We start from the raw sequence: 18793 nt of genomic DNA, 5'->3' as shown, positions 1-18793 counted from the left end.
ATGGATTGTTTAGCAAATATTAAATTTTTGGATGCCCTTGACCAACCCATTAATGATTTAGCTCATCAGCTATGGGCGGGCTCATTGCTAATATCTGATTATATTACTCTTCCTATTGGCGAATCTGTTTGGATTAAGCGTCCAATAGGTACAATCATTGATGTAAAAATTAAAAGTTTTACATCTGGTGAATATGAACCCAAAGTAAAAATACAACTTATTGGAGAAAAGACAACTTTTATTATACGTAGTCCTAAAGTGTTGCTTAAAGGGATGAGTTTGTCAGCTAAAGATATGGCGACAGGTAAATATATAAGGTCTACGTATATCGTTGCTGAAGGTGATTATTTATCTCGAATAGCAGAGGATAATCAGACAACCGTGGCTGAACTGATACATCTTAATAATTTAAAAAGCGATATAGATATACATCCACAGCAAATTCTCAAACTTCCAGTTAAGAAAGCAGAATCCTCAACAATTGCATCGAATGGAAAATCACAAGTAACAGAATCTAGCCAGCAAGAGAAAATAAATATTATTGTTGTTCAACAAAAAGATACTTTACCTTTGATTGCAAAATTAACAGGTAATTCTATAGATGAAATCAAGAAGTTAAATGGTTTAGCTAGTGACAAGCTCATTCAGAATCAAAAATTAAAAGTTTATGCTCGTAAAGCAGCATTTACTATTGCGAAAACGAAAAATGATGATAAAAAGCCTTCTACTTCACTAATAGTAAAACAGGATGCATCTAAGAATAAAGAAAATGCACCAACAACGAAGGTAGAATCTTCTGTTCCTACTCGCTCTAAAGTTTCACAAAGAAATGAAAAATCAATAGCAAAGTTGCATCCCCAAGTCCGAGATAAAATTAGAAAATTCATTAATGATGTATATACTAAACACCAAGTACAGCTTGTAATTGTTCAGGATTATCGTACATATGCACAGCAAGATGCTTTATATGCAAAAGGGAGAACAGCCTCTGGCAGTGTGGTAACGAATGCAAGAGGAGGGCAAAGCAATCATAATTTTGCCCTAGCAGTTGATGTGTTTCCTTTGTGGGAGGACGGTAAATTGCATATGGATGTAAAATCAGACCAGAAAAATATCAAGATCCTTAAAAAGATTGCTCCTATTGGAAAGGGGATTGGATTGGAATGGGGTGGAGATTGGAAATCAATTATCGATAATCCCCATTTTCAGCTTAAAACTGGGAAAACAATGGCTCAGCTTAGAGAATTAACTGAGAGTGCGGGTGGTGACCCTCTAAAGGTAAAATATGATATTCAATAAATTTTATATAATCCTCTTAATATTTTTAACTGCTTGCAATAGCTCAGCGAATCAGAGCATTAGGAAAAATATTGAAGAAAAAGTATTTGAACTAGATCTCACGAATGAAGGAATAAGCGCAGAAGGTGGTGGAATTGAATTGTATAAAGATAGAAATTTTTGCTCACTTCTACTCAATATTTATGGGGAAAATGGTCAAGAAAAATATAACTTTAAGTTTAAAAAAAATAATTTAATAGAAACATCTTACTTGAAATATAGATATAAAAATGGATTGTTGGTTACTGATGATGAGTTAAAAGATCTCATTGCAGATGATAGTACTAATTCCGATAATGATATAGAGTTAGTTAGCAATAAATCATTTATTGGAAGTACAAATAAAAATATTGCTAAAAAATTTGATATGTATAAGAAAAGAATACCAAAATCAGTTTTAACGAAGAACTGTAATTAATCTGAATCACAGATAAAAATTTGGCTTACTTAAAAGATAGCTGAAAACAATTTAACTAAAACTAATAAATAAAAGGCTTTAAAAAAATCTAAAGCCTTTTATTTTTAATTTAAATTGAATATTAAAAGTTACCCTTCCAAAACCTCTTCCAGCAGCTCCTCACTCGGTGCAAAGTAATATGCGCCATCCAGCGGAGTTACGAAGTGCAGCAGGTGGTCATGAATTCCATCACCAGAGGTACCGAACATACGTTCTAACATAGCATCAATAATTTTCAGGTCTTTGGTGTAGGCAATAAAGAATAGACCCTGGTCACCACGTCCGTCACCATAAGGCAGAGAATGACGCAGAATTTCCATTTCTTCGCCTTCTTCACCTTCAACTACAGTACGTGCTACGTGCGCATTTTCAGGTTTGACCTCATCATCCAATTCAATAGATTCAAGCTTGGTACGGCCCATAACCTGTTCCTGAGTATCGACTTTTAGCTTTTTCCATTTTTCCAGGTTATGCGCGTAACGCTGGGCAAAAATAAATGAACTGTCTTGGAAAACACCTGAATCTTCACCTAATAACGCGACTTCTGCACGATCATCCGGGAATTGTGGATTTTCAGTACCATCGATGAAGCCGGTAATATCACGACCATCAAAGTAGCGGAAGCAAACTCGCTCATCCAGCACCTGAACCTGGTCCTGAATTCCTTCAAAAAAAGCTTGACTGAGCGCAAAGCAGATATCAGCACGGGCACTGGCAATATGAATCAGTACATCTGCTGGAACAACCGGCATATCAAACGAACCATGAATGGGTTCAAGCTGTTTAAAGCCTGCAGGAGCTTGATCATAAAGTTTTGTCCACAGTTCAGGACCAAAAGCTACGCCTGTTTTAATTTGTGCTTGAGGGTGTTGCGTGATCAGCCGATCACGAGAAGTAAACAAATGTTCGAGTTGTTCTTTTAATTTTTCAATACTCAAATCTTTAAGACGTAACACAATAAAGCGAGCATGATCTGAAGGAAGTGGCAAGATTACCGATTGGGCTGTCATTCATGGCTCCTATAAGGATAGATCCTGTTTTTAATGTGCATATTGTGCCTGAAGCCAGACAGAGTGAATAGTCTGATACTTTATATTTAAGCAGGTTTTTAGCCTGATTTTATTAGAAAATTCATATAATATTGGGTGGGTTTTTCTGAGTGAAATGTTCATGTCCTATCAAATGTGGTTTGCCTATATGTTGGCCTGCTGGGTGATTAGTGTCTCTCCGGGTGCTGGTGCAATTGCATCGATGTCGAGCGGATTGAATTATGGTTTTCGGCATGGTTACTGGAATGCGCTGGGTCTGCAACTGGCTTTACTGGTACAGATTGCAGTGGTTGCAGCAGGCGTGGGAGTTTTGTTTGCGACAACCCCATGGGCATTTTTAGTGGTGAAATGGTTTGGTGTTGGCTACCTGTTATATTTGGCAGTTTTGCAATGGAAAGCACCTGCACAGAACATCGAAATTAAACATGAATTGACGCGAAAATCGAGAGGAAAACTGGTACTGCATGGTTTCTTGGTTAATATCACTAATCCTAAAGCCATCGTATTTTTACTGGCCGTCTTGCCGCAATTTCTGGATTTGTCCAAACCACAATGGATTCAGTATTTGATTATGGCTGCAACAATGGTGACGATTGATCTGATTGTGATGGCGGGTTATACCGGATTGGCTGCTAAAGTTTTAAGGCTACTAAAATCACCGAAACAACAAAAAGTCATGAACCGGACTTTTGCCGGTTTATTTGCAGGTGCTGCATTTTTATTGAGTTTGGTGCATCAATAACGAGTGTTTGCTCTCTCCTTAAAGGAGAGAGGCTGAATAGATCATTAGAAAATCATCATGATTTAACAGAAAGATTAATTCAGCTTTTTAAACTTCTGCACACAGAAGATCAGTGCAAATAGCACCGCCATGGTCAGGACAATGGTTAAACCTGTCGAAGTATTGAGACCTGCACTCGACCATAGGCCCACGGTCACCCCAATTTGCGCAATCACGAATGCCCAGATCACCATTTGTTTTGGTGAATGTGCAAGGAGTCGTGCAGTCAGAGCAGGGATCACCAGTAATGCCCCCATGAGTAATGAACCCACTGCTTTCAGGGCAAGCACGGTAAACAATGCCAATAACAACATAAAGATCAGGCGTTGCCATTTGGCATTTACACCTTCACTGACCGCCATGTCCGGATCAATCGCGATTTGAATCTGCGCTTGCCAGCTCTTATAGAGGACGGCTAAGGCCAGAATAATCACGATAGCAAAGGTGGGTAAGTCCGTCCAAGAAATCGTCAGTAGATCACCAAATAGATAGCTGAGAAGTTCCGGTCTTAAACTCGGTAAATGCTGAATGAACAATAGACCTGAGCAAAGCAGTGTTGCTGAACACAGCGCCAGCAAGGCATCATTGGGCAGGCGCGGATCATGCAGCACCCACAAAATCCCTACCAATAATAAGGCAATAAAAGTGACTCCCATCCAGAGAGGTACACTTAAAGCTCCAGCAATGGCAACACCGAGTAAAGTACCGTGTGCCATGGTGTCGGCAAAGAATGACATACGCCGCCAGAGCATGAGACAGCCCAGCGGTGCAGTCAGAAATACCAATAGCGTTCCCATGATCCATGCAGGTAAAAGGAGTTGTAACCAATCCATCATGGTTTAAGCTTCCGGCTCGGGGTGAATATGAGGACGCGAATCATGCTGACAGGGTGTGGCAGAATCGCCATGTGCGCAATGATCATGATGATGCTGATAGAATACCCGGTTAGTACCAAAAATCGCCTGATATTCGGGATGTTGCTGCACGCTTTCCGGCAGCCCACTACAGCAGATATGCTTGTTCAAGCAGACCACACGAGTCGTACCTTGCATCACCCATTGCAGGTCATGTGAAACCATCAGTACGGCACACCCATATTTTTCCGGTAAGTTACGCACATATTCATACAGTTCAGCTTCGGACTGGATGTCTAGACCCTGCATCGGTTCGTCGAGAACTAAAATGTCCGGCTGGCGTAATAAGGCGCGGGCCAGTAGCACCCGCTGACGTTCACCGCCAGACAACTGCTGAACTTTAGAATCTTGCAGTTTACTAATACCAGTATCCCGGATAATTTCAGTTTTAATCTGGGACGGGCATTTTTCTAGTGCCAATAAATCTTTCACTCGTAGCGGCAAGCTATATGATGGATTAAATTTCTGTGGCACATAAGAGAATTTGAGTTTGCGCGCAGTTTTGATCTCACCCGATTGTGGTTTTAGTATGCCCAGCATGACTTTAATTAAGGTCGATTTACCAGCACCATTGGGACCAATCAGTGTGACAATTTCTTTCTCTTGTAATGAGAAATCAATGGCTTTTAGGATATCGCGCTCATCGATTTTGACCCAGATCTTGGAGAGCTGAATCAGGGGCGAGGCACTTAAGCTTTGTTGCGGCACTGCTGACAAATTCCTGAAATTTCGATAATGCTGTGATGTGCCGTGAAGTCGTCAGAGCTGGCCAGTGCATCGAGTTGATCGAGCAGGCCCTGAGCCGACGCTTCTTTGACGGCTTTACATTCGGTACAGATTAAAAAAGCGGCCTGATGCCCTTCACGTGGATGGCAACAGGGAATATAGGCATTGATCGAAGTCAGGCGATGAATCAGCCCTTTGCTTAATAAAAAATCCAGAGTGCGATACACCGTTGGTGGTGCTGCAGGACGATCGCTGGCATTTTTCATTTGTGCTAGCAGATCATAGGCGCCCATCGGGCCATGCGCATTCAGAATGAGTTCCAGCACTTCTTTACGTAAAGGTGTAAGGCGTGCGCCGCTTGCTGCACAAAGACTTTCCGCTTCAGCAAGACGTTGTGCGACATTGGGATGGTCGTGCACGCCGTGCAATGCGTTGTGGTGTTCGTGCGAACAGGAACCCATAGTTTACCTCAAGTGCGAAACTGAAAATTAATAGATTTCAAATCTTAACATGAAGCGTTCTGAGTTTCGATTGGGCATAGGTATTTTTGTATTTTTGTTATATTATAACACTTCCTGATTTTATCGTTTTTAAGTGATTTCTACTCATGTTCCGTCTCCTTGCAATCAGTCTGCTGGCATTGTTCAGTACACTCAGTTGGTCACAAAGTCTGGTGGTGTCTACGCAGCCGATCTATCTGATTGCCAAGAAAATTACCCAAGGTGTGGAACAGCCGACTTTATTGCTGGCCAACCAAAGTGGACATGATGTGAGTCTGACTCCGGCGCATCGAAAAACTATTCAGAATGCAGGTCTGGTGATCTGGCTGGGTCAGGCGCATGAAGCACCCTTGGCCAAAGTGCTGAATGAAAGTAATAAAGGCATTGCACTGTTAGACTCGGGGATATTGACCACCTTGCCGATGCGTAATCCGCGTGGCGAGGCCTTAAAAAATACGGTAGACACGCATGTCTGGCTCGATCCGAATAATGCAGTGCGGATTGGTTTCTTTATTGCGGCGCTACGTTCGCAGCAATTGCCGGAGCATCGTGAACGCTACTGGAAAAATGCCCGTGACTTTGCACAAAACATGTTTGCTACGGCTCAGCGTTATAGTTCAAGTAACAAAGCCAAACCTTATTGGTCTTATCACGATGCCTACCAGTATCTTGAGCGCCCACTCAATTTAAAATTCATGGGGGCATTGACCGATGATCCACATGTTTCACCAACCGTGGCGCAAATCAAGTTTTTACAGGATCATCGTCCACAGCGCAAAATGTGTCTGCTGGCCGAAGGTCATGCCAGTGAGAACCAGTACCGCAAACTCAATCCGGTACTGTTCCAGCATGTCGATGAAAGCATGAGCGGGGCAGGGGACTTTGTGCAGGCTTGGCAGCAATTGGCCGCCGAAACCCAGAAATGTGTACTAAATGCACGCTAATGATTTAAAAAATAGACAGATTTTGATTAGTTTAACAGCAGTGACCCGATTTAAAAAAACACGACTAAGGTCGGGAAAAGATTGCATGTTCAGGGGTGTAACTCTATAATGCCTGCGATTAAAAATAATCACCTGTTAAACTTGTCAAGCATGATTGCTGTGAGTGAATAAATAATGAGCCGAACTAGTCGCTTGATTGACCGACGATTAGCGAAAGCTTTGGTCCTCCTGCAAGCCTGTATGATCCCTGTTTCAGCCTTGATCGGCTGGGTCGTGAAAGACTCAACCGCAGCCTTGAGTGCAGCATTAGGTGCACTGGTATGTTGGCTCGCGACTTGTTATTTTTCGTGGCAATCGTTTCGAGCAGCAGGAGCCCGCGCGTCTAAACAAGTTCTTTCGAACATGTATAAAGGCTTGATGGGAAAGTTTGCCATTGTGATTGTTGGTTTCATTTTAATTTTAAGCAATGTTAAACCGTTGTCAGCGGTGGCGTTGTTTTGTGGTTTTATACTTGTTCAAGCCATGTCGTGGGTCGCTCCGTTTTGGGCGTCACGTCTACAAAAATGAGTATAAGCACAACAAGAAATTGAAAAGTTTTTCAGGAGCAGGCGAGATATCAAGCAGCACGCGATATTCGTTTGTTCTATTAGTTTTTTGACATTGACCAGGTGTGATTTATGGCTGCTGAAGAACATGCCCTTACTTCGACCGAGTATATCAAGCATCACTTGACCAACATGACCTATGGCAAAATGCCGGACGGTACGTGGAAATTGGCCGAGAGCGGTGCTGAAGCTCAACAGATGGGGTTCACTGCTATTCACTTGGATTCAATGGGTTGGTCTATCGGACTGGGTCTGATTTTCTGTTTGTTGTTCTGGTTGGTTGCGAAAGCGGCTAATGCTGGTGTTCCTACCAAGTTCCAGTCTGCAATTGAAATGATTATCGAGTTTGTAGATTCAAGTGTACGTGATACCTTCCACGGGAAGTCTCGATTAATTGCACCCTTAGCATTAACCATTTTCGTGTGGATTTTCCTCATGAACTTGATGGATTTGATCCCTGTTGACTTTATTCCTTATGTAGCTCAACACGCGATTGCTTCTATGCTGGGTGTAGACCCTCATCAGGTTTACTTTAAAATTGTTCCGACTACAGATCCAAACATTACCCTCGGTATGTCTATTTCTGTATTCTTCTTAATTATTTTCTATAGTATTCGTGAGAAAGGTGTTGGCGGCTTCGTTGGTGAGTTAGCACTGAACCCATTTAACCCAAGTAATCCAGTTGCTAAAGTGCTTTTAATTCCATTCAACTTATTGTTGGAATTGACTACTTTCTTGGCGCGACCAGTTTCATTGGCTCTACGACTGTTCGGTAACATGTATGCGGGTGAGTTAATCTTCATTCTTATCGCGTTATTACCGTTCTGGATCCAGTGGGCGTTGTCTGTGCCTTGGGCGATTTTCCACATTTTGATTATTACGCTACAAGCATTCATTTTCATGATGTTGACTATCGTGTACATGAGTATGGCAAGCGAAAAGCATTAATGGTATTGCCTAACTGTCAACGGATGGTTGGGCACACAATTTTTTAACTTAATTTGGTATAAAACCTAACCTCTGAGGAATTATCATGGAACTCACTTTAGGTCTAGTTGCAATTGCATCTGCTATCTTGATCGCTTTCGGTGCTTTAGGTACTGCGATTGGTTTTGGTCTTCTAGGCGGCCGTTTCCTTGAAGCTGTAGCTCGTCAACCAGAATTGGCTCCACAACTTCAAACTCGTATGTTCTTAATCGCGGGTCTTCTTGATGCTGTGCCTATGATCGGTGTTGGTATTGGCTTGTTCTTCATCTTCGCTAATCCATTTGTAGGTTAATCAGCTTAATTCCGAAATTCACTATTTGAGGAATTTGCAATGAATATCAACCTCACATTGTTTGGCCAAGCGATTGCGTTTGCGATTTTTGTCGCATTCTGCATGAAGTTTGTATGGCCACCACTAATCAATGCGATTAGTGAACGTCAGCGTAAAATCGCTGATGGCTTAAATGCTGCTGAAAAAGCGAAGGCTGACCTTGCAGATGCGCAAGCACAAGTGAAAGCTGAGTTAGACGCGGCAAAAGCACAAGCGGCTCAATTGATCGAACAAGCGAACCGTCGTGGTGCACAATTGATCGAAGAAGCGCGTACCCAAGCTGCGGCTGAAGGTGAGCGTATTCGTCAACAGGCTAAAGAAGCTGTTGATACTGAAATCAATGCTGCTCGCGAAGAATTGCGTCAACAAGTGGCTGCTCTTGCAGTAACTGGTGCTGAGAAAATTCTTAGCCAGCAAGTTGATGCAGAAGCTCACAATGCCATGCTGACTCAGCTGGCTGCTAAACTTTAAGAGAGGCGGATTATGGCTGAACTCTTGACGTTGGCACGCCCATACGCTAAAGCAGCATTTGCTTACGCTTCTGAGCAAAGTGCAACTGACTCTTGGTCAACAGCACTTGAATTGCTCAGTGCTGCGGTGCAAGACGAAGCATTTTCAGCTTATCTAAATCGCCCTGAGCTTACACCTGCTGAGCAGGTGGCTCTTTTTGCGAAAGTTTTAGGTGAAGACCAAACTGCAGCAGTGTCTAACTTCCTGACATTGCTTGCAGAGAATAACCGTTTGGTTCTTCTTCCTGAGATTGCAGCAGAATATGAGCAGCTTAAATCACAGAATAACAATACTGTGGATGTTGTGATTGAATCAGCATTCCCATTGACTTCTGTACAGGAACAACTTCTTACTCACGCATTAGAGAAAAAATTCGAAGCGGCGGTAAATGTTTCTGTAGAAGTTAACCCAGCGCTGATTGCTGGTGTAGTTATTCGTGCAGGCGACCAAGTGATAGATGATTCTGCGCTTAACAAGCTTGAAAAAATGCGTACTCGTCTTCTTGCTTAATTGCATTTAGAAGACTGAACTTTAAAAAGATTGAGGTATAGCGCAATGCAACAACTGAATCCATCCGAGATCAGTGCGCTCATTAAACAGCGTATCGGCGATCTGGACACCAGCGCAACCGCTAAGAACGAAGGAACCATTGTTATGGTTTCCGACGGTATTGTGCGTATTCACGGCTTAGCTGACGCTATGTACGGTGAAATGATCGAATTCGACGGCGGCCTTTACGGTATGGCACTGAACCTAGAACAGGATTCAGTGGGCGTCGTTGTTTTAGGTAACTACTTAAGCCTTCAAGAAGGTCAAAAAGCGCGTTGCACAGGTCGTGTATTAGAAGTTCCGGTTGGTCCAGAACTTTTAGGCCGTGTAGTAGATGCTTTGGGTAACCCGATTGATGGTAAAGGCCCTATTGATGCAAAATTAACTGATGCTGTTGAAAAAGTAGCACCAGGCGTAATTTGGCGTCAATCAGTGGATCAACCTGTACAAACTGGTTATAAATCAGTAGATACAATGATCCCTGTAGGCCGTGGTCAACGTGAGTTGATCATTGGTGACCGTCAAACTGGTAAAACAGCAATGGCGATCGACGCGATCATCGCTCAGAAAAACTCTGGCATTAAATGTGTATATGTAGCAATCGGTCAAAAACAATCGACTATCGCTAACGTGGTACGCAAGCTAGAAGAAACTGGCGCTATGGCGTATACAACTGTTGTAGCAGCAGCTGCAGCTGATCCAGCAGCAATGCTGTATCTAGCTCCGTATTCTGGCTGTACAATGGGCGAATACTTCCGTGACCGCGGTGAAGATGCGTTAATCATTTATGATGACTTGTCTAAGCAAGCTGTTGCTTACCGTCAAATTTCATTGCTTTTACGCCGTCCACCAGGTCGTGAAGCGTATCCAGGTGACGTGTTCTATCTACACTCGCGTCTACTTGAACGTGCTTCTCGTGTATCTGCTGACTACGTTGAGAAATTCACTAACGGTGAAGTTAAAGGCCAAACTGGTTCATTAACTGCATTGCCGATTATTGAAACTCAAGCGGGTGACGTATCTGCATTCGTACCAACCAACGTAATTTCGATTACTGATGGTCAGATCTTCCTTGAAACATCATTATTCAACGCAGGTATTCGTCCTGCTGTGAACGCGGGTATCTCTGTATCTCGTGTTGGTGGTTCAGCGCAAACTAAGATCATCAAGAAATTGTCTGGTGGTATCCGTACTGCTTTGGCGCAATACCGTGAATTGGCAGCATTTGCTCAGTTCGCTTCTGATCTTGACGAAGCAACTCGTAAGCAACTTGAACATGGTCAACGTGTAACTGAGTTAATGAAGCAAAAACAATATGCTCCATACTCAATTGCTGACCAAGCTGTTTCAATTTATGCATCTAACGAAGGCTACATGGCTGACGTAGACGTTAAGAAAATCGTAGACTTTGATGCTGCGTTAATTTCTTACTTCCGTTCAGAGCATGCTGCGTTAATGCAACAAATCGATGCCTCTGGTGATTACAACAAAGACATCGAAGCTGCAATCAAAGCAGGTATTGAAAGCTTTAAAGCGACTCAAACTTACTAATTTCAACCTCTGTTGAATTTAGTGTCGGTTTGGTTCACGGAATCAACCTTCGGAAGCTCGCAAGGGCTTTCGAATACTAGGTTAAGCGTATGGCAAATTTAAAAGAAATTCGCGCCAAAGTAGCTAGTATCAAGAGCACGCAGAAGATTACTCGAGCGATGCAAATGGTAGCAGCTTCTAAGATGCGTCGTGCGCAAGAGCGCATGGCTCAAGGCCGTCCGTATGCCGAAAATATGCACCGTGTAATTGCTCATTTGGTCCAAGCGAATCCTGAATACAAACACCGTTATATGGTTGAACGCCCGGTTAAGCGCGTTGGCTATATCATTGTGTCTTCAGATCGTGGCCTTGCTGGTGGTTTGAACATTAACCTGTTCAAGAAAGTGGTTAAACACGTTCAACAGCAACAAGAGCAGTCAATTGAAGTTCAATTTGCTTTAATTGGTCAAAAAGCGGTTTCGTTTTTTAAAAACTACGGCGGTAAAGTGCTTGGTGCGACGACGCAAGTCGGCGATGCCCCAAGTCTTGAGCAGTTATCTGGTTCTGTACAGGTGATGTTGGACGCTTATGATAAAGGCGAGTTAGATCGTATTTATCTAGTGTCAAACGGCTTTGTCAATGCCATGACTCAAAATCAAAAAATCGAACAACTTGTTCCTTTGGCTGCTGCTGAAGAAGACAAGAATCTGAACCGTCAATACGGTTGGGATTACATCTACGAGCCTGAAGCTGAAGAGCTTTTAAATGGCTTGTTGGTTCGCTATATCGAGTCTGTGGTGTATCAAGGTGTGATTGAAAACATCGCATGTGAGCAGTCTGCACGTATGGTCGCTATGAAAGCAGCGACAGACAACGCAGGCGAGATCATTAAGAGCCTGCAACTTATTTATAACAAGCTGCGTCAAGCCGCGATTACTCAGGAAATTTCTGAGATCGTTGGTGGTGCCGCTGCCGTTTAACATTATTTTGAATTGAGGAGACAGCAATGAATAGCGGTCGTATCATTCAGATCATCGGCGCGGTTATCGACGTCGAGTTTGAACGCAACAGCGTTCCTAAGATCTATGACGCTCTCCAAGTAGATGGTACTGAAACTACTTTAGAAGTTCAGCAACAGCTTGGTGATGGCGTAGTTCGTACTATTGCAATGGGTTCTACTGAAGGCCTTAAGCGTGGTTTGAACGTAACTAACACTAACGCGCCGATTTCTGTACCAGTAGGTACAGCGACTCTAGGCCGTATCATGGACGTTCTTGGTCGCCCGATCGACGAAGCTGGTCCTGTTGCGACTGAAGCGCGTTTACCAATTCACCGTCAAGCGCCTTCTTATGCAGAACAAGCGGCTTCTACTGACCTTTTAGAAACTGGTATTAAAGTCATCGACTTACTTTGCCCGTTCGCGAAAGGTGGTAAAGTTGGTCTGTTCGGTGGTGCCGGTGTTGGTAAAACTGTAAACATGATGGAGTTGATCAACAACATCGCGAAAGCTCACTCAGGTTTATCTGTGTTTGCTGGTGTTGGTGAGCGTACTCGTGAAGGTAACGACTTCTATCACGAAATGAAAGATTCTAACGTTCTAGACAAAGTAGCAATGGTCTACGGTCAGATGAACGAGCCACCAGGTAACCGTTTACGCGTAGCGTTGACTGGTCTTACTATGGCTGAATATTTCCGTGACGAGAAAGACGAAAACGGTAAAGGCCGTGACGTACTATTGTTCGTAGATAACATCTATCGTTATACACTAGCGGGTACTGAAGTATCAGCACTTCTAGGTCGTATGCCATCTGCAGTAGGTTACCAGCCTACACTTGCAGAAGAGATGGGTGTTCTTCAAGAACGTATTACATCGACTAAGTCTGGTTCTATTACGTCAATCCAAGCGGTATACGTACCTGCCGATGACTTAACAGATCCATCGCCTGCTACAACGTTTGCTCACTTAGACGCAACTGTTGTATTGAGCCGTGACATCGCGTCGAGTGGTATTTACCCAGCGATCGATCCACTAGACTCAACTTCACGCCAGTTAGATCCGTTAGTTGTTGGTCAAGAGCATTATGAAATTGCACGTTCTGTACAGAACGTATTGCAACGTTATAAAGAGCTTAAAGACATCATCGCGATTCTTGGTATGGACGAGCTTGCTGAAGAAGATAAACTGGTTGTTTACCGTGCGCGTAAAATCCAGCGTTTCTTCTCTCAACCGTTCCACGTAGCTGAAGTATTTACTGGTGCTCCTGGTAAATTAGTATCTCTTAAAGAAACGATTCGTGGCTTTAAAGGTCTTCTAGCTGGTGAATACGATCACATCCCAGAACAAGCGTTCTACATGGTTGGTGGTATTGACGAAGTTATTGCTAAAGCCGAGAAACTTTAATTAGCTACTCTAATTTAGGAGATTCTCATGGCGACTATGCAATGTGATGTTGTAAGTGTTCAGGAGTCTTTGTACTCAGGCACTATAACTATGCTAATTGCAAAAGGTGCTGGCGGTGAGTTGGGTATTATGCCTGGCCATGCTCCGTTGGTAACTTTGCTCCAACCTGGCGCGATCCGCGTTATTTTGGAAAACGGTACAGAAGAGTTGATCTATGTATCTGGTGGTGTTCTAGAAGTTCAACCGCATGTTGTTACGGTTCTTGCAGATACTGCAGTCCGTGCAGAAAACTTAGATGAAGCAGCTATTGTTGAAGCGCGTAAACACGCTGAAGCATTGCTTGCGAATCAAAAGAGCGATTTGGACTCTGCTGCTGCTTTGGCTGCTCTTGCAGAAACTGCTGCTCAGCTGGAAACGATCCGCAAAATCAAAAACCGCGCTCAATAAGAGACGGTTTGAGATTGAAAAAGCCACCCGAAAGGGTGGTTTTTTTTGGTTCATAGGTTCTTATCATGTTTGTTTTTATATATGTGTTCATAAAAAAAGATTAAGTCTTTTTCTCTGCCATAATTATTGCCAGAACCAAATGTAGCTACTACGTACAAAAAACCAAACTTTTCTAATTCAGATGCTGAAAAGTTACATTCATTATTCTTAAGGTGGTAATCCTTCTTGGATTTGTTCATTTCAAATGATAAGTAGGCTTTTTATAACCCTTCTAATAAAAACGATGTAAATTGAGGAATAATATGAGCATATCTTAAAAAAGTTTCACGATTTATTTCTTTCGCATCATATAAAAGAGCTAAACGAGCGAGCATTTTAGATTGATGTATTAAATAGGCTTTATCTAAAGTGTACTAGCTCAAACCTGATCTGACAGTTACCTGATTTTTATTGTGCCTGTCAGGTTAAATTTGAGCTAAATTCTTCTCAGCCCAAATTTGTTTTCCATCAAGTAAAGTTTCAAATGGTGTACGGCCACAGCAGATTTTTCCTTGATGAGTCCGTTCAGTATTATAGAATTTCAGCCAGTCGTCTAGATCCGTCTGCAACTCTTCTAGCGTGCTATAAAGCTTTTTCCTAAATGTAATTTGATAAAACTCCTGCAGTATTGTTTTATGGAAGCGTTCACAGATCCCATTCGTTTGTGGTGAAGCTGCTTTTGTCTTCGTGTGATCAATGTCATTGAGCGCTAGATACAACTCATAGTCATGTTGTTCTACCTTACCGCAATACTCGGTTCCTCTGTCTGTAAGAATGCGAAGCATTGGTAAATCCTGGGATTGATAAAAAGGTAATACACGATCATTGAGCAAATTAGCCGCTGTAATCGGTGTTTTGGTTGTATAGAGCTTGCAATGAACGACCTTGCTATAAGTATCGATAAATGTTTGCTGGTAGATCCGTCCAACACCCTTGAGATTCCCGACATAAAAGGTGTCTTGTGCACCTAAATAGCCTGGATGAGCAGTTTCGATTTCACCACACGCCACATCATCTTCATGCTTACGCTCAAGTGCAGCAATCTGATGATCATTTAGTACGATACCATCCTGTGCCACTTTAGCTTCGAGTGCTTTTAAACGCTTCTTAAAGTTCTCCAAATCATGGCGGAGCCAAATAGAACGAACACCACTCCCTGAAACAAATACACCTTTCTTGCGCAATTCGTTACTGGTACGATGCTGACCATAAGCTGGATATTGAATTGCGAAATCAATGACCGCCAGCTCTGTAGCATCATCTACACGGTTTTTTAGATTTGGTACTCGACGGGACTTATTGATTAATGCATCAATGTCACCAGACTGTACTAACTCATGATAGCGATAGAAAGTATCTCTAGAGACACCCATCACTTTGCATGCTCTAGAAACATTTTGAAGCTCTTCAGCTAAATTGAGTAAGCCGACTTTGTGTTTGATGATTTGATTGTTAGTATGCAACATAAGAAAGTTACCTTTGTTTAATTAAGATTTCGACACCTTTATCAAAACGGGTAACTTTCTCTTTTTCAAGAAGAATGTACGATCAAGTCTGAACTAATACATCTAAAGCATTGAGTAATTCACCACCTATTTCTAAGTTGTTTTGATTCTTGAAGATTTTTAGTAATGTTCCTGATGCTAACTTTTCACCTTCCTTTATAAATTCCAGGATATTTTTTAATTTTTGCTTTTCGTTATAGCTTCTGAAAACTTTATAAATCGCTAAACCTGAAGATGCTATTGGAAAAGCTTTTAAAATTTCTTGAAAAATAGTATCAGTCGTTTCTAAAACTGTATTATCAAAATAGTTTTCTGCTGTTTGAATGATATTAGATGGTATTTGACTCATTATGAATTTTCTTTTTTCTACTATATAGAATAATGTACTACACACCTGAAAATTTGAAATTTATATTTTTAGCATCACCTTAAAACAGCTGATTTAGATTATTTGTTTTAGCTTGGAATTTTTGCAAGTATCGATCTTGAGAGTGTTGGTTTTACATTTCCGATTCTTAAATAAATTTTAATTTGTACCACTCGATATAACTTTTACCCTTTCTCAGTAATGTTTTGAACCAATCTGTAAACCTGCACACGCCATAAAAAAATCAGTGATAAGTTAAATGATTCGAACAGATTTCGCTTGTTATAGCTTAATACGATAGAAGTTTAGAACAGGCAAAACTTATAATTGAAAAAAGGGAAAACCATGGCTTATCAATCTATTAATCCATTTACCAATCAAAAATTGAAAGACTACCCATCGCATAGCGATCAAGATATTCAACATGCACTCGATACTGCAGAAAAAATCCTAAAGTCAGAATGGTCACAGCAGGTCGATACCCGTATTGCAGTACTGCGTAAATTGGCTACCAACATGCGAGCGCAAAAATCCGAACTGGCCAAGCTTATGACCCAGGATATGGGAAAACTGATTAAGCAGAGTGAAGGTGAAATCGAAACCTGCGCCAAAATTGCAGAATACTATGCCGATCATGCCAAAGAATTTTTAGCGCCAGTGTCTTATCAGACCGATCTGGGTGAAGCCTGGGTCGAGCATCATCCACTGGGTATTATTATGGCAGTTGAACCGTGGAATTTCCCATTTTATCAACTGATGCGGGTATTTGCGCCGAACTGTGCCATTGGTAATCCGGTTCTGGCAAAACATGCTGGCATTGTACCGCAATGTGCGGAAGCCTTTGAACAACTGGTCTTGGATGCAGGCGCACCCAAAGGTGTCTGGACCAATCTGTTTATCAGCAGTGATCAGGTCGCGGAAGTAATTGCAGACAAGCGCGTGCGTGGTGTGGCACTCACAGGTTCAGAAGGTGCGGGCAGTGCTGTCGCTGAACAGGCCGGAAAACATCTTAAGAAATCCACACTGGAATTGGGCGGTAATGATGTATTTATCGTACTTGATGATGCTGATCTGGAACGCGCGATCAAGTTAGGCTGTCAGGCGCGGGTTAATAATGCCGGGCAGGTGTGTACGGCGGCGAAACGATTTATCTTGCATGAAAAAATTGCCGAACAATTCAAAGCCGGCATGCTGAAAGCTTTTGAACAGTTAAAGCTGGGTGATCCGCTTGATCCTGAAACCACGTTGGGTCCATTGTCTTCAAAAGATGCGCTGGAAAAACTCTCCAAACAGGTCGAAAAGGCTGTAGCGCAAGGTGCGACCGTAGTCACTGGCGGTAAGGCTGTAGAACATCAAGGCAATTTCTATGCGCCAACCATTCTGGAAAATATTACGCGTGAAAATGAAGCCTGGTATGAAGAATTCTTTGGCCCGGTGGCGCAAATCTATGTAGCGAAGGATGATGATGAAATTGTCGAAATTGCCAATGATTCTAATTATGGCTTAGGTGGCGTGATTCATTCACAGGATATCGAGCGCGCTAAAAAACTGGCGTCACGGGTAGAAACTGGCATGATCTGGATCAACTGGTTTACTGACACCACGCCCGAATTGCCATTTGGTGGAATCAAAAATTCCGGTTATGGGCATGAACTGTCGATTGATGGTTTTAGAGAGTTTGTGCAGAAGAAACTGGTCGTCGTCAAAAGCCCGAAAAAATAATATGAGCTGATCCAATGTCAAAGAAGCCACTATTCAGTGGCTTCTTTGTCTGGTTGGTCTGGATATTCTTCACGTTTGCCACCTTCATAACTGGCAAAACGTGGGTGTTCTGGTGGAAATGACGGTTCAGCACTTCGCCAAGGCCAGCCACCAAACTGGGTTTCGCGATAACGGCGAAAAGCAGTATCCAGTTCTTGAGCACTATTCAGAACAAAAGGCCCATGCATAGCCACCGGTGCACCGATCGGTTCACCTTCCAGCCATAAAATATGTGATTCCAGCAGCCCACCTTTGAGCTGAATATCTGCATCCGGTTTGAGTTCAAGTAGATGCTTCGGCGCTATCTTCTGTCCTTCAAGCTCCAAGCTTCTACCTTGATAAAAATAACAAAAACGCGTTGCAGTAGCAGTGGTTGCAGGAATGATTAATTCTGCTTCCGGCCCTAAAGTGATTAAATAAATATTGAGCTGATTCTCTGGCATGGCTGCCCATGAATGTGGTGGGCGGTCCAGTGCCTGAGTCTGTTTAAACTGCCCTGAAATGACCCGGATATCCGCTTTACGTCCGGCCGTATCTGCTGAAAATACATGTGGAATCTGTTCACGCCACAACATTTTATAATCGGCCGGCTGCTTTTTCTGTTCCGGTGAGGAATTCAGCCAGATTTGAAAAAGCTCCAGAGGATTGTCCTGATCCTGATGGACTAAGGGAAACATCTCGCAATGCCGCACCCCATTGCCGGTAGTCAGCCATTGCACATCACCTGCACCATAACGTCCCGAGTTTCCCAGCGAGTCAAAATGATCGACATAACCGCGCTCGACAATGGTAATGGTTTCAAAACCTGTATGCGGATGCTCCGGAAAGCCAGGAATACTCTCGCCATAATACATGTCATATTCATGCTGCTGTGGGGGGGAAACTGGGCCTAATTTAGAATTGCCTTGCGGATAATGATCTTGATGATGAACGGTAAAAATAAAAGGATCTTTCAGATCAAGCCGGGATGTGACTGGAACCACAGAATACAGCACTGAATTCGACATGATTGAACTCCTGATGATCCGATTGGATGAAAATTCTTGATCTAA

Annotated in this window: 21 protein-coding genes; 14 read left to right on the top strand and 7 right to left on the bottom strand. The window is 42.6% G+C overall.

What is annotated here, in order from left to right; all coding sequences use genetic code 11:
* Complete coding sequence (locus tag F894_RS00515) at positions 1 to 1299, top strand: LysM peptidoglycan-binding domain-containing protein (protein WP_005245331.1); 1299 nt, start codon at positions 1 to 3, stop codon at positions 1297 to 1299.
* Complete coding sequence (locus F894_RS00510) at positions 1286 to 1756, top strand: hypothetical protein (protein ID WP_005245329.1); 471 nt, start codon at positions 1286 to 1288, stop codon at positions 1754 to 1756. The genes F894_RS00515 and F894_RS00510 overlap by 14 nt, the downstream gene beginning before the upstream one ends.
* Before the next feature lie 128 nt (positions 1757 to 1884).
* Here F894_RS00510 and F894_RS00505 read toward each other — a convergent pair whose 3' ends face one another.
* Positions 1885 to 2805, bottom strand: a complete 921-nt coding sequence (locus F894_RS00505) for a Dyp-type peroxidase (protein ID WP_005245328.1) — start codon at positions 2803 to 2805, stop codon at positions 1885 to 1887.
* A gap of 160 nt (positions 2806 to 2965) precedes the next feature.
* Here F894_RS00505 and F894_RS00500 point away from each other — a divergent pair, with 160 nt between their 5' ends.
* Positions 2966 to 3586, top strand: coding sequence for a LysE family transporter (locus tag F894_RS00500; RefSeq protein ID WP_004644856.1), 621 nt, complete (start codon positions 2966 to 2968; stop codon positions 3584 to 3586).
* 74 nt (positions 3587 to 3660) lie between these two features.
* Here the strand turns inward: F894_RS00500 and znuB are convergent, their stop codons facing one another.
* The 3 genes from znuB to F894_RS00485 are packed head-to-tail and all read right to left on the bottom strand — an operon-like array spanning position 3661 to position 5726.
* The gene (gene znuB / locus F894_RS00495) at positions 3661 to 4461 is read right to left on the bottom strand and encodes a zinc ABC transporter permease subunit ZnuB (protein WP_005245320.1); all 801 of its coding nucleotides are present in this window, start codon (positions 4459 to 4461) and stop codon (positions 3661 to 3663) included.
* A gap of 3 nt (positions 4462 to 4464) precedes the next feature.
* The gene (gene znuC / locus F894_RS00490) at positions 4465 to 5256 is read right to left on the bottom strand and encodes a zinc ABC transporter ATP-binding protein ZnuC (RefSeq protein ID WP_171065008.1); all 792 of its coding nucleotides are present in this window, start codon (positions 5254 to 5256) and stop codon (positions 4465 to 4467) included.
* The gene (locus tag F894_RS00485) at positions 5229 to 5726 is read right to left on the bottom strand and encodes a transcriptional repressor (protein ID WP_004280980.1); all 498 of its coding nucleotides are present in this window, start codon (positions 5724 to 5726) and stop codon (positions 5229 to 5231) included. Before F894_RS00485 ends, znuC begins: the two co-directional genes overlap by 28 nt.
* 146 nt (positions 5727 to 5872) lie before the next feature.
* Here F894_RS00485 and F894_RS00480 point away from each other — a divergent pair, with 146 nt between their 5' ends.
* The 10 genes from F894_RS00480 (at position 5873) to F894_RS00435 (ending at position 14069) form a co-directional block, all read left to right on the top strand.
* Positions 5873 to 6709, top strand: coding sequence for a metal ABC transporter solute-binding protein, Zn/Mn family (locus F894_RS00480; RefSeq protein WP_004280981.1), 837 nt, complete (start codon positions 5873 to 5875; stop codon positions 6707 to 6709).
* Between the two features lie 174 nt (positions 6710 to 6883).
* Positions 6884 to 7276, top strand: a complete 393-nt coding sequence (locus tag F894_RS00475; protein ID WP_004280982.1) for an ATP synthase subunit I — start codon at positions 6884 to 6886, stop codon at positions 7274 to 7276.
* 110 nt (positions 7277 to 7386) lie between these two features.
* Complete coding sequence (gene atpB / locus F894_RS00470; protein WP_004644859.1) at positions 7387 to 8262, top strand: F0F1 ATP synthase subunit A; 876 nt, start codon at positions 7387 to 7389, stop codon at positions 8260 to 8262.
* 85 nt (positions 8263 to 8347) lie between these two features.
* Positions 8348 to 8593: a F0F1 ATP synthase subunit C gene (gene atpE, locus F894_RS00465; protein ID WP_000424060.1), complete on the top strand. Its 246-nt coding sequence runs from the start codon at positions 8348 to 8350 to the stop codon at positions 8591 to 8593.
* Positions 8594 to 8632: 39 nt separating this feature from the next.
* Positions 8633 to 9103 carry a F0F1 ATP synthase subunit B gene (locus F894_RS00460; protein WP_004280990.1) on the top strand — a complete coding sequence of 157 codons (471 nt, stop codon included), beginning with the start codon at positions 8633 to 8635 and terminating at the stop codon, positions 9101 to 9103.
* Positions 9104 to 9115: 12 nt separating this feature from the next.
* Positions 9116 to 9652, top strand: coding sequence for a F0F1 ATP synthase subunit delta (locus F894_RS00455; protein WP_004644860.1), 537 nt, complete (start codon positions 9116 to 9118; stop codon positions 9650 to 9652).
* A 45-nt stretch (positions 9653 to 9697) separates the two neighbouring features.
* The gene (atpA, locus tag F894_RS00450; RefSeq protein ID WP_004644861.1) at positions 9698 to 11242 is read left to right on the top strand and encodes a F0F1 ATP synthase subunit alpha; all 1545 of its coding nucleotides are present in this window, start codon (positions 9698 to 9700) and stop codon (positions 11240 to 11242) included.
* Positions 11243 to 11331: 89 nt separating this feature from the next.
* Positions 11332 to 12201 carry a F0F1 ATP synthase subunit gamma gene (atpG, locus tag F894_RS00445; RefSeq protein WP_004644862.1) on the top strand — a complete coding sequence of 290 codons (870 nt, stop codon included), beginning with the start codon at positions 11332 to 11334 and terminating at the stop codon, positions 12199 to 12201.
* A gap of 26 nt (positions 12202 to 12227) precedes the next feature.
* Positions 12228 to 13622 carry a F0F1 ATP synthase subunit beta gene (atpD, locus tag F894_RS00440; protein ID WP_004644863.1) on the top strand — a complete coding sequence of 465 codons (1395 nt, stop codon included), beginning with the start codon at positions 12228 to 12230 and terminating at the stop codon, positions 13620 to 13622.
* A 27-nt stretch (positions 13623 to 13649) separates the two neighbouring features.
* On the top strand, positions 13650 to 14069 hold the full coding sequence (locus F894_RS00435) for a F0F1 ATP synthase subunit epsilon (RefSeq protein WP_004644865.1): 420 nt from the start codon (positions 13650 to 13652) through the stop codon (positions 14067 to 14069).
* 464 nt (positions 14070 to 14533) lie between these two features.
* On the opposite strand, the gene F894_RS00425 is transcribed toward F894_RS00435, so the two are convergent.
* Both F894_RS00425 and F894_RS00420 read right to left on the bottom strand, forming a co-directional pair.
* Positions 14534 to 15574 carry an IS481 family transposase gene (locus F894_RS00425; RefSeq protein ID WP_005245313.1) on the bottom strand — a complete coding sequence of 347 codons (1041 nt, stop codon included), beginning with the start codon at positions 15572 to 15574 and terminating at the stop codon, positions 14534 to 14536.
* A gap of 82 nt (positions 15575 to 15656) precedes the next feature.
* A complete protein-coding gene (locus F894_RS00420) occupies positions 15657 to 15962 on the bottom strand; it encodes a hypothetical protein (protein WP_005245304.1) in 306 nt (101 codons plus the stop codon).
* A gap of 363 nt (positions 15963 to 16325) precedes the next feature.
* On the opposite strand from F894_RS00420, the gene F894_RS00415 reads away from it, so the two are divergent.
* Positions 16326 to 17702 carry an NAD-dependent succinate-semialdehyde dehydrogenase gene (locus tag F894_RS00415; protein ID WP_005245302.1) on the top strand — a complete coding sequence of 459 codons (1377 nt, stop codon included), beginning with the start codon at positions 16326 to 16328 and terminating at the stop codon, positions 17700 to 17702.
* A 29-nt stretch (positions 17703 to 17731) separates the two neighbouring features.
* On the opposite strand, the gene F894_RS00410 is transcribed toward F894_RS00415, so the two are convergent.
* The gene (locus F894_RS00410; protein WP_005245301.1) at positions 17732 to 18748 is read right to left on the bottom strand and encodes a pirin family protein; all 1017 of its coding nucleotides are present in this window, start codon (positions 18746 to 18748) and stop codon (positions 17732 to 17734) included.
* Between the last annotated feature and the right edge of the window lie 45 nt (positions 18749 to 18793).

The organism is Acinetobacter sp. CIP 51.11, assembly GCF_000369665.1.
Classification (GTDB): Bacteria; Pseudomonadota; Gammaproteobacteria; order Pseudomonadales; family Moraxellaceae; genus Acinetobacter; species Acinetobacter lwoffii_S.
This window is presented reverse-complemented; position numbering and strand designations above follow the sequence as displayed.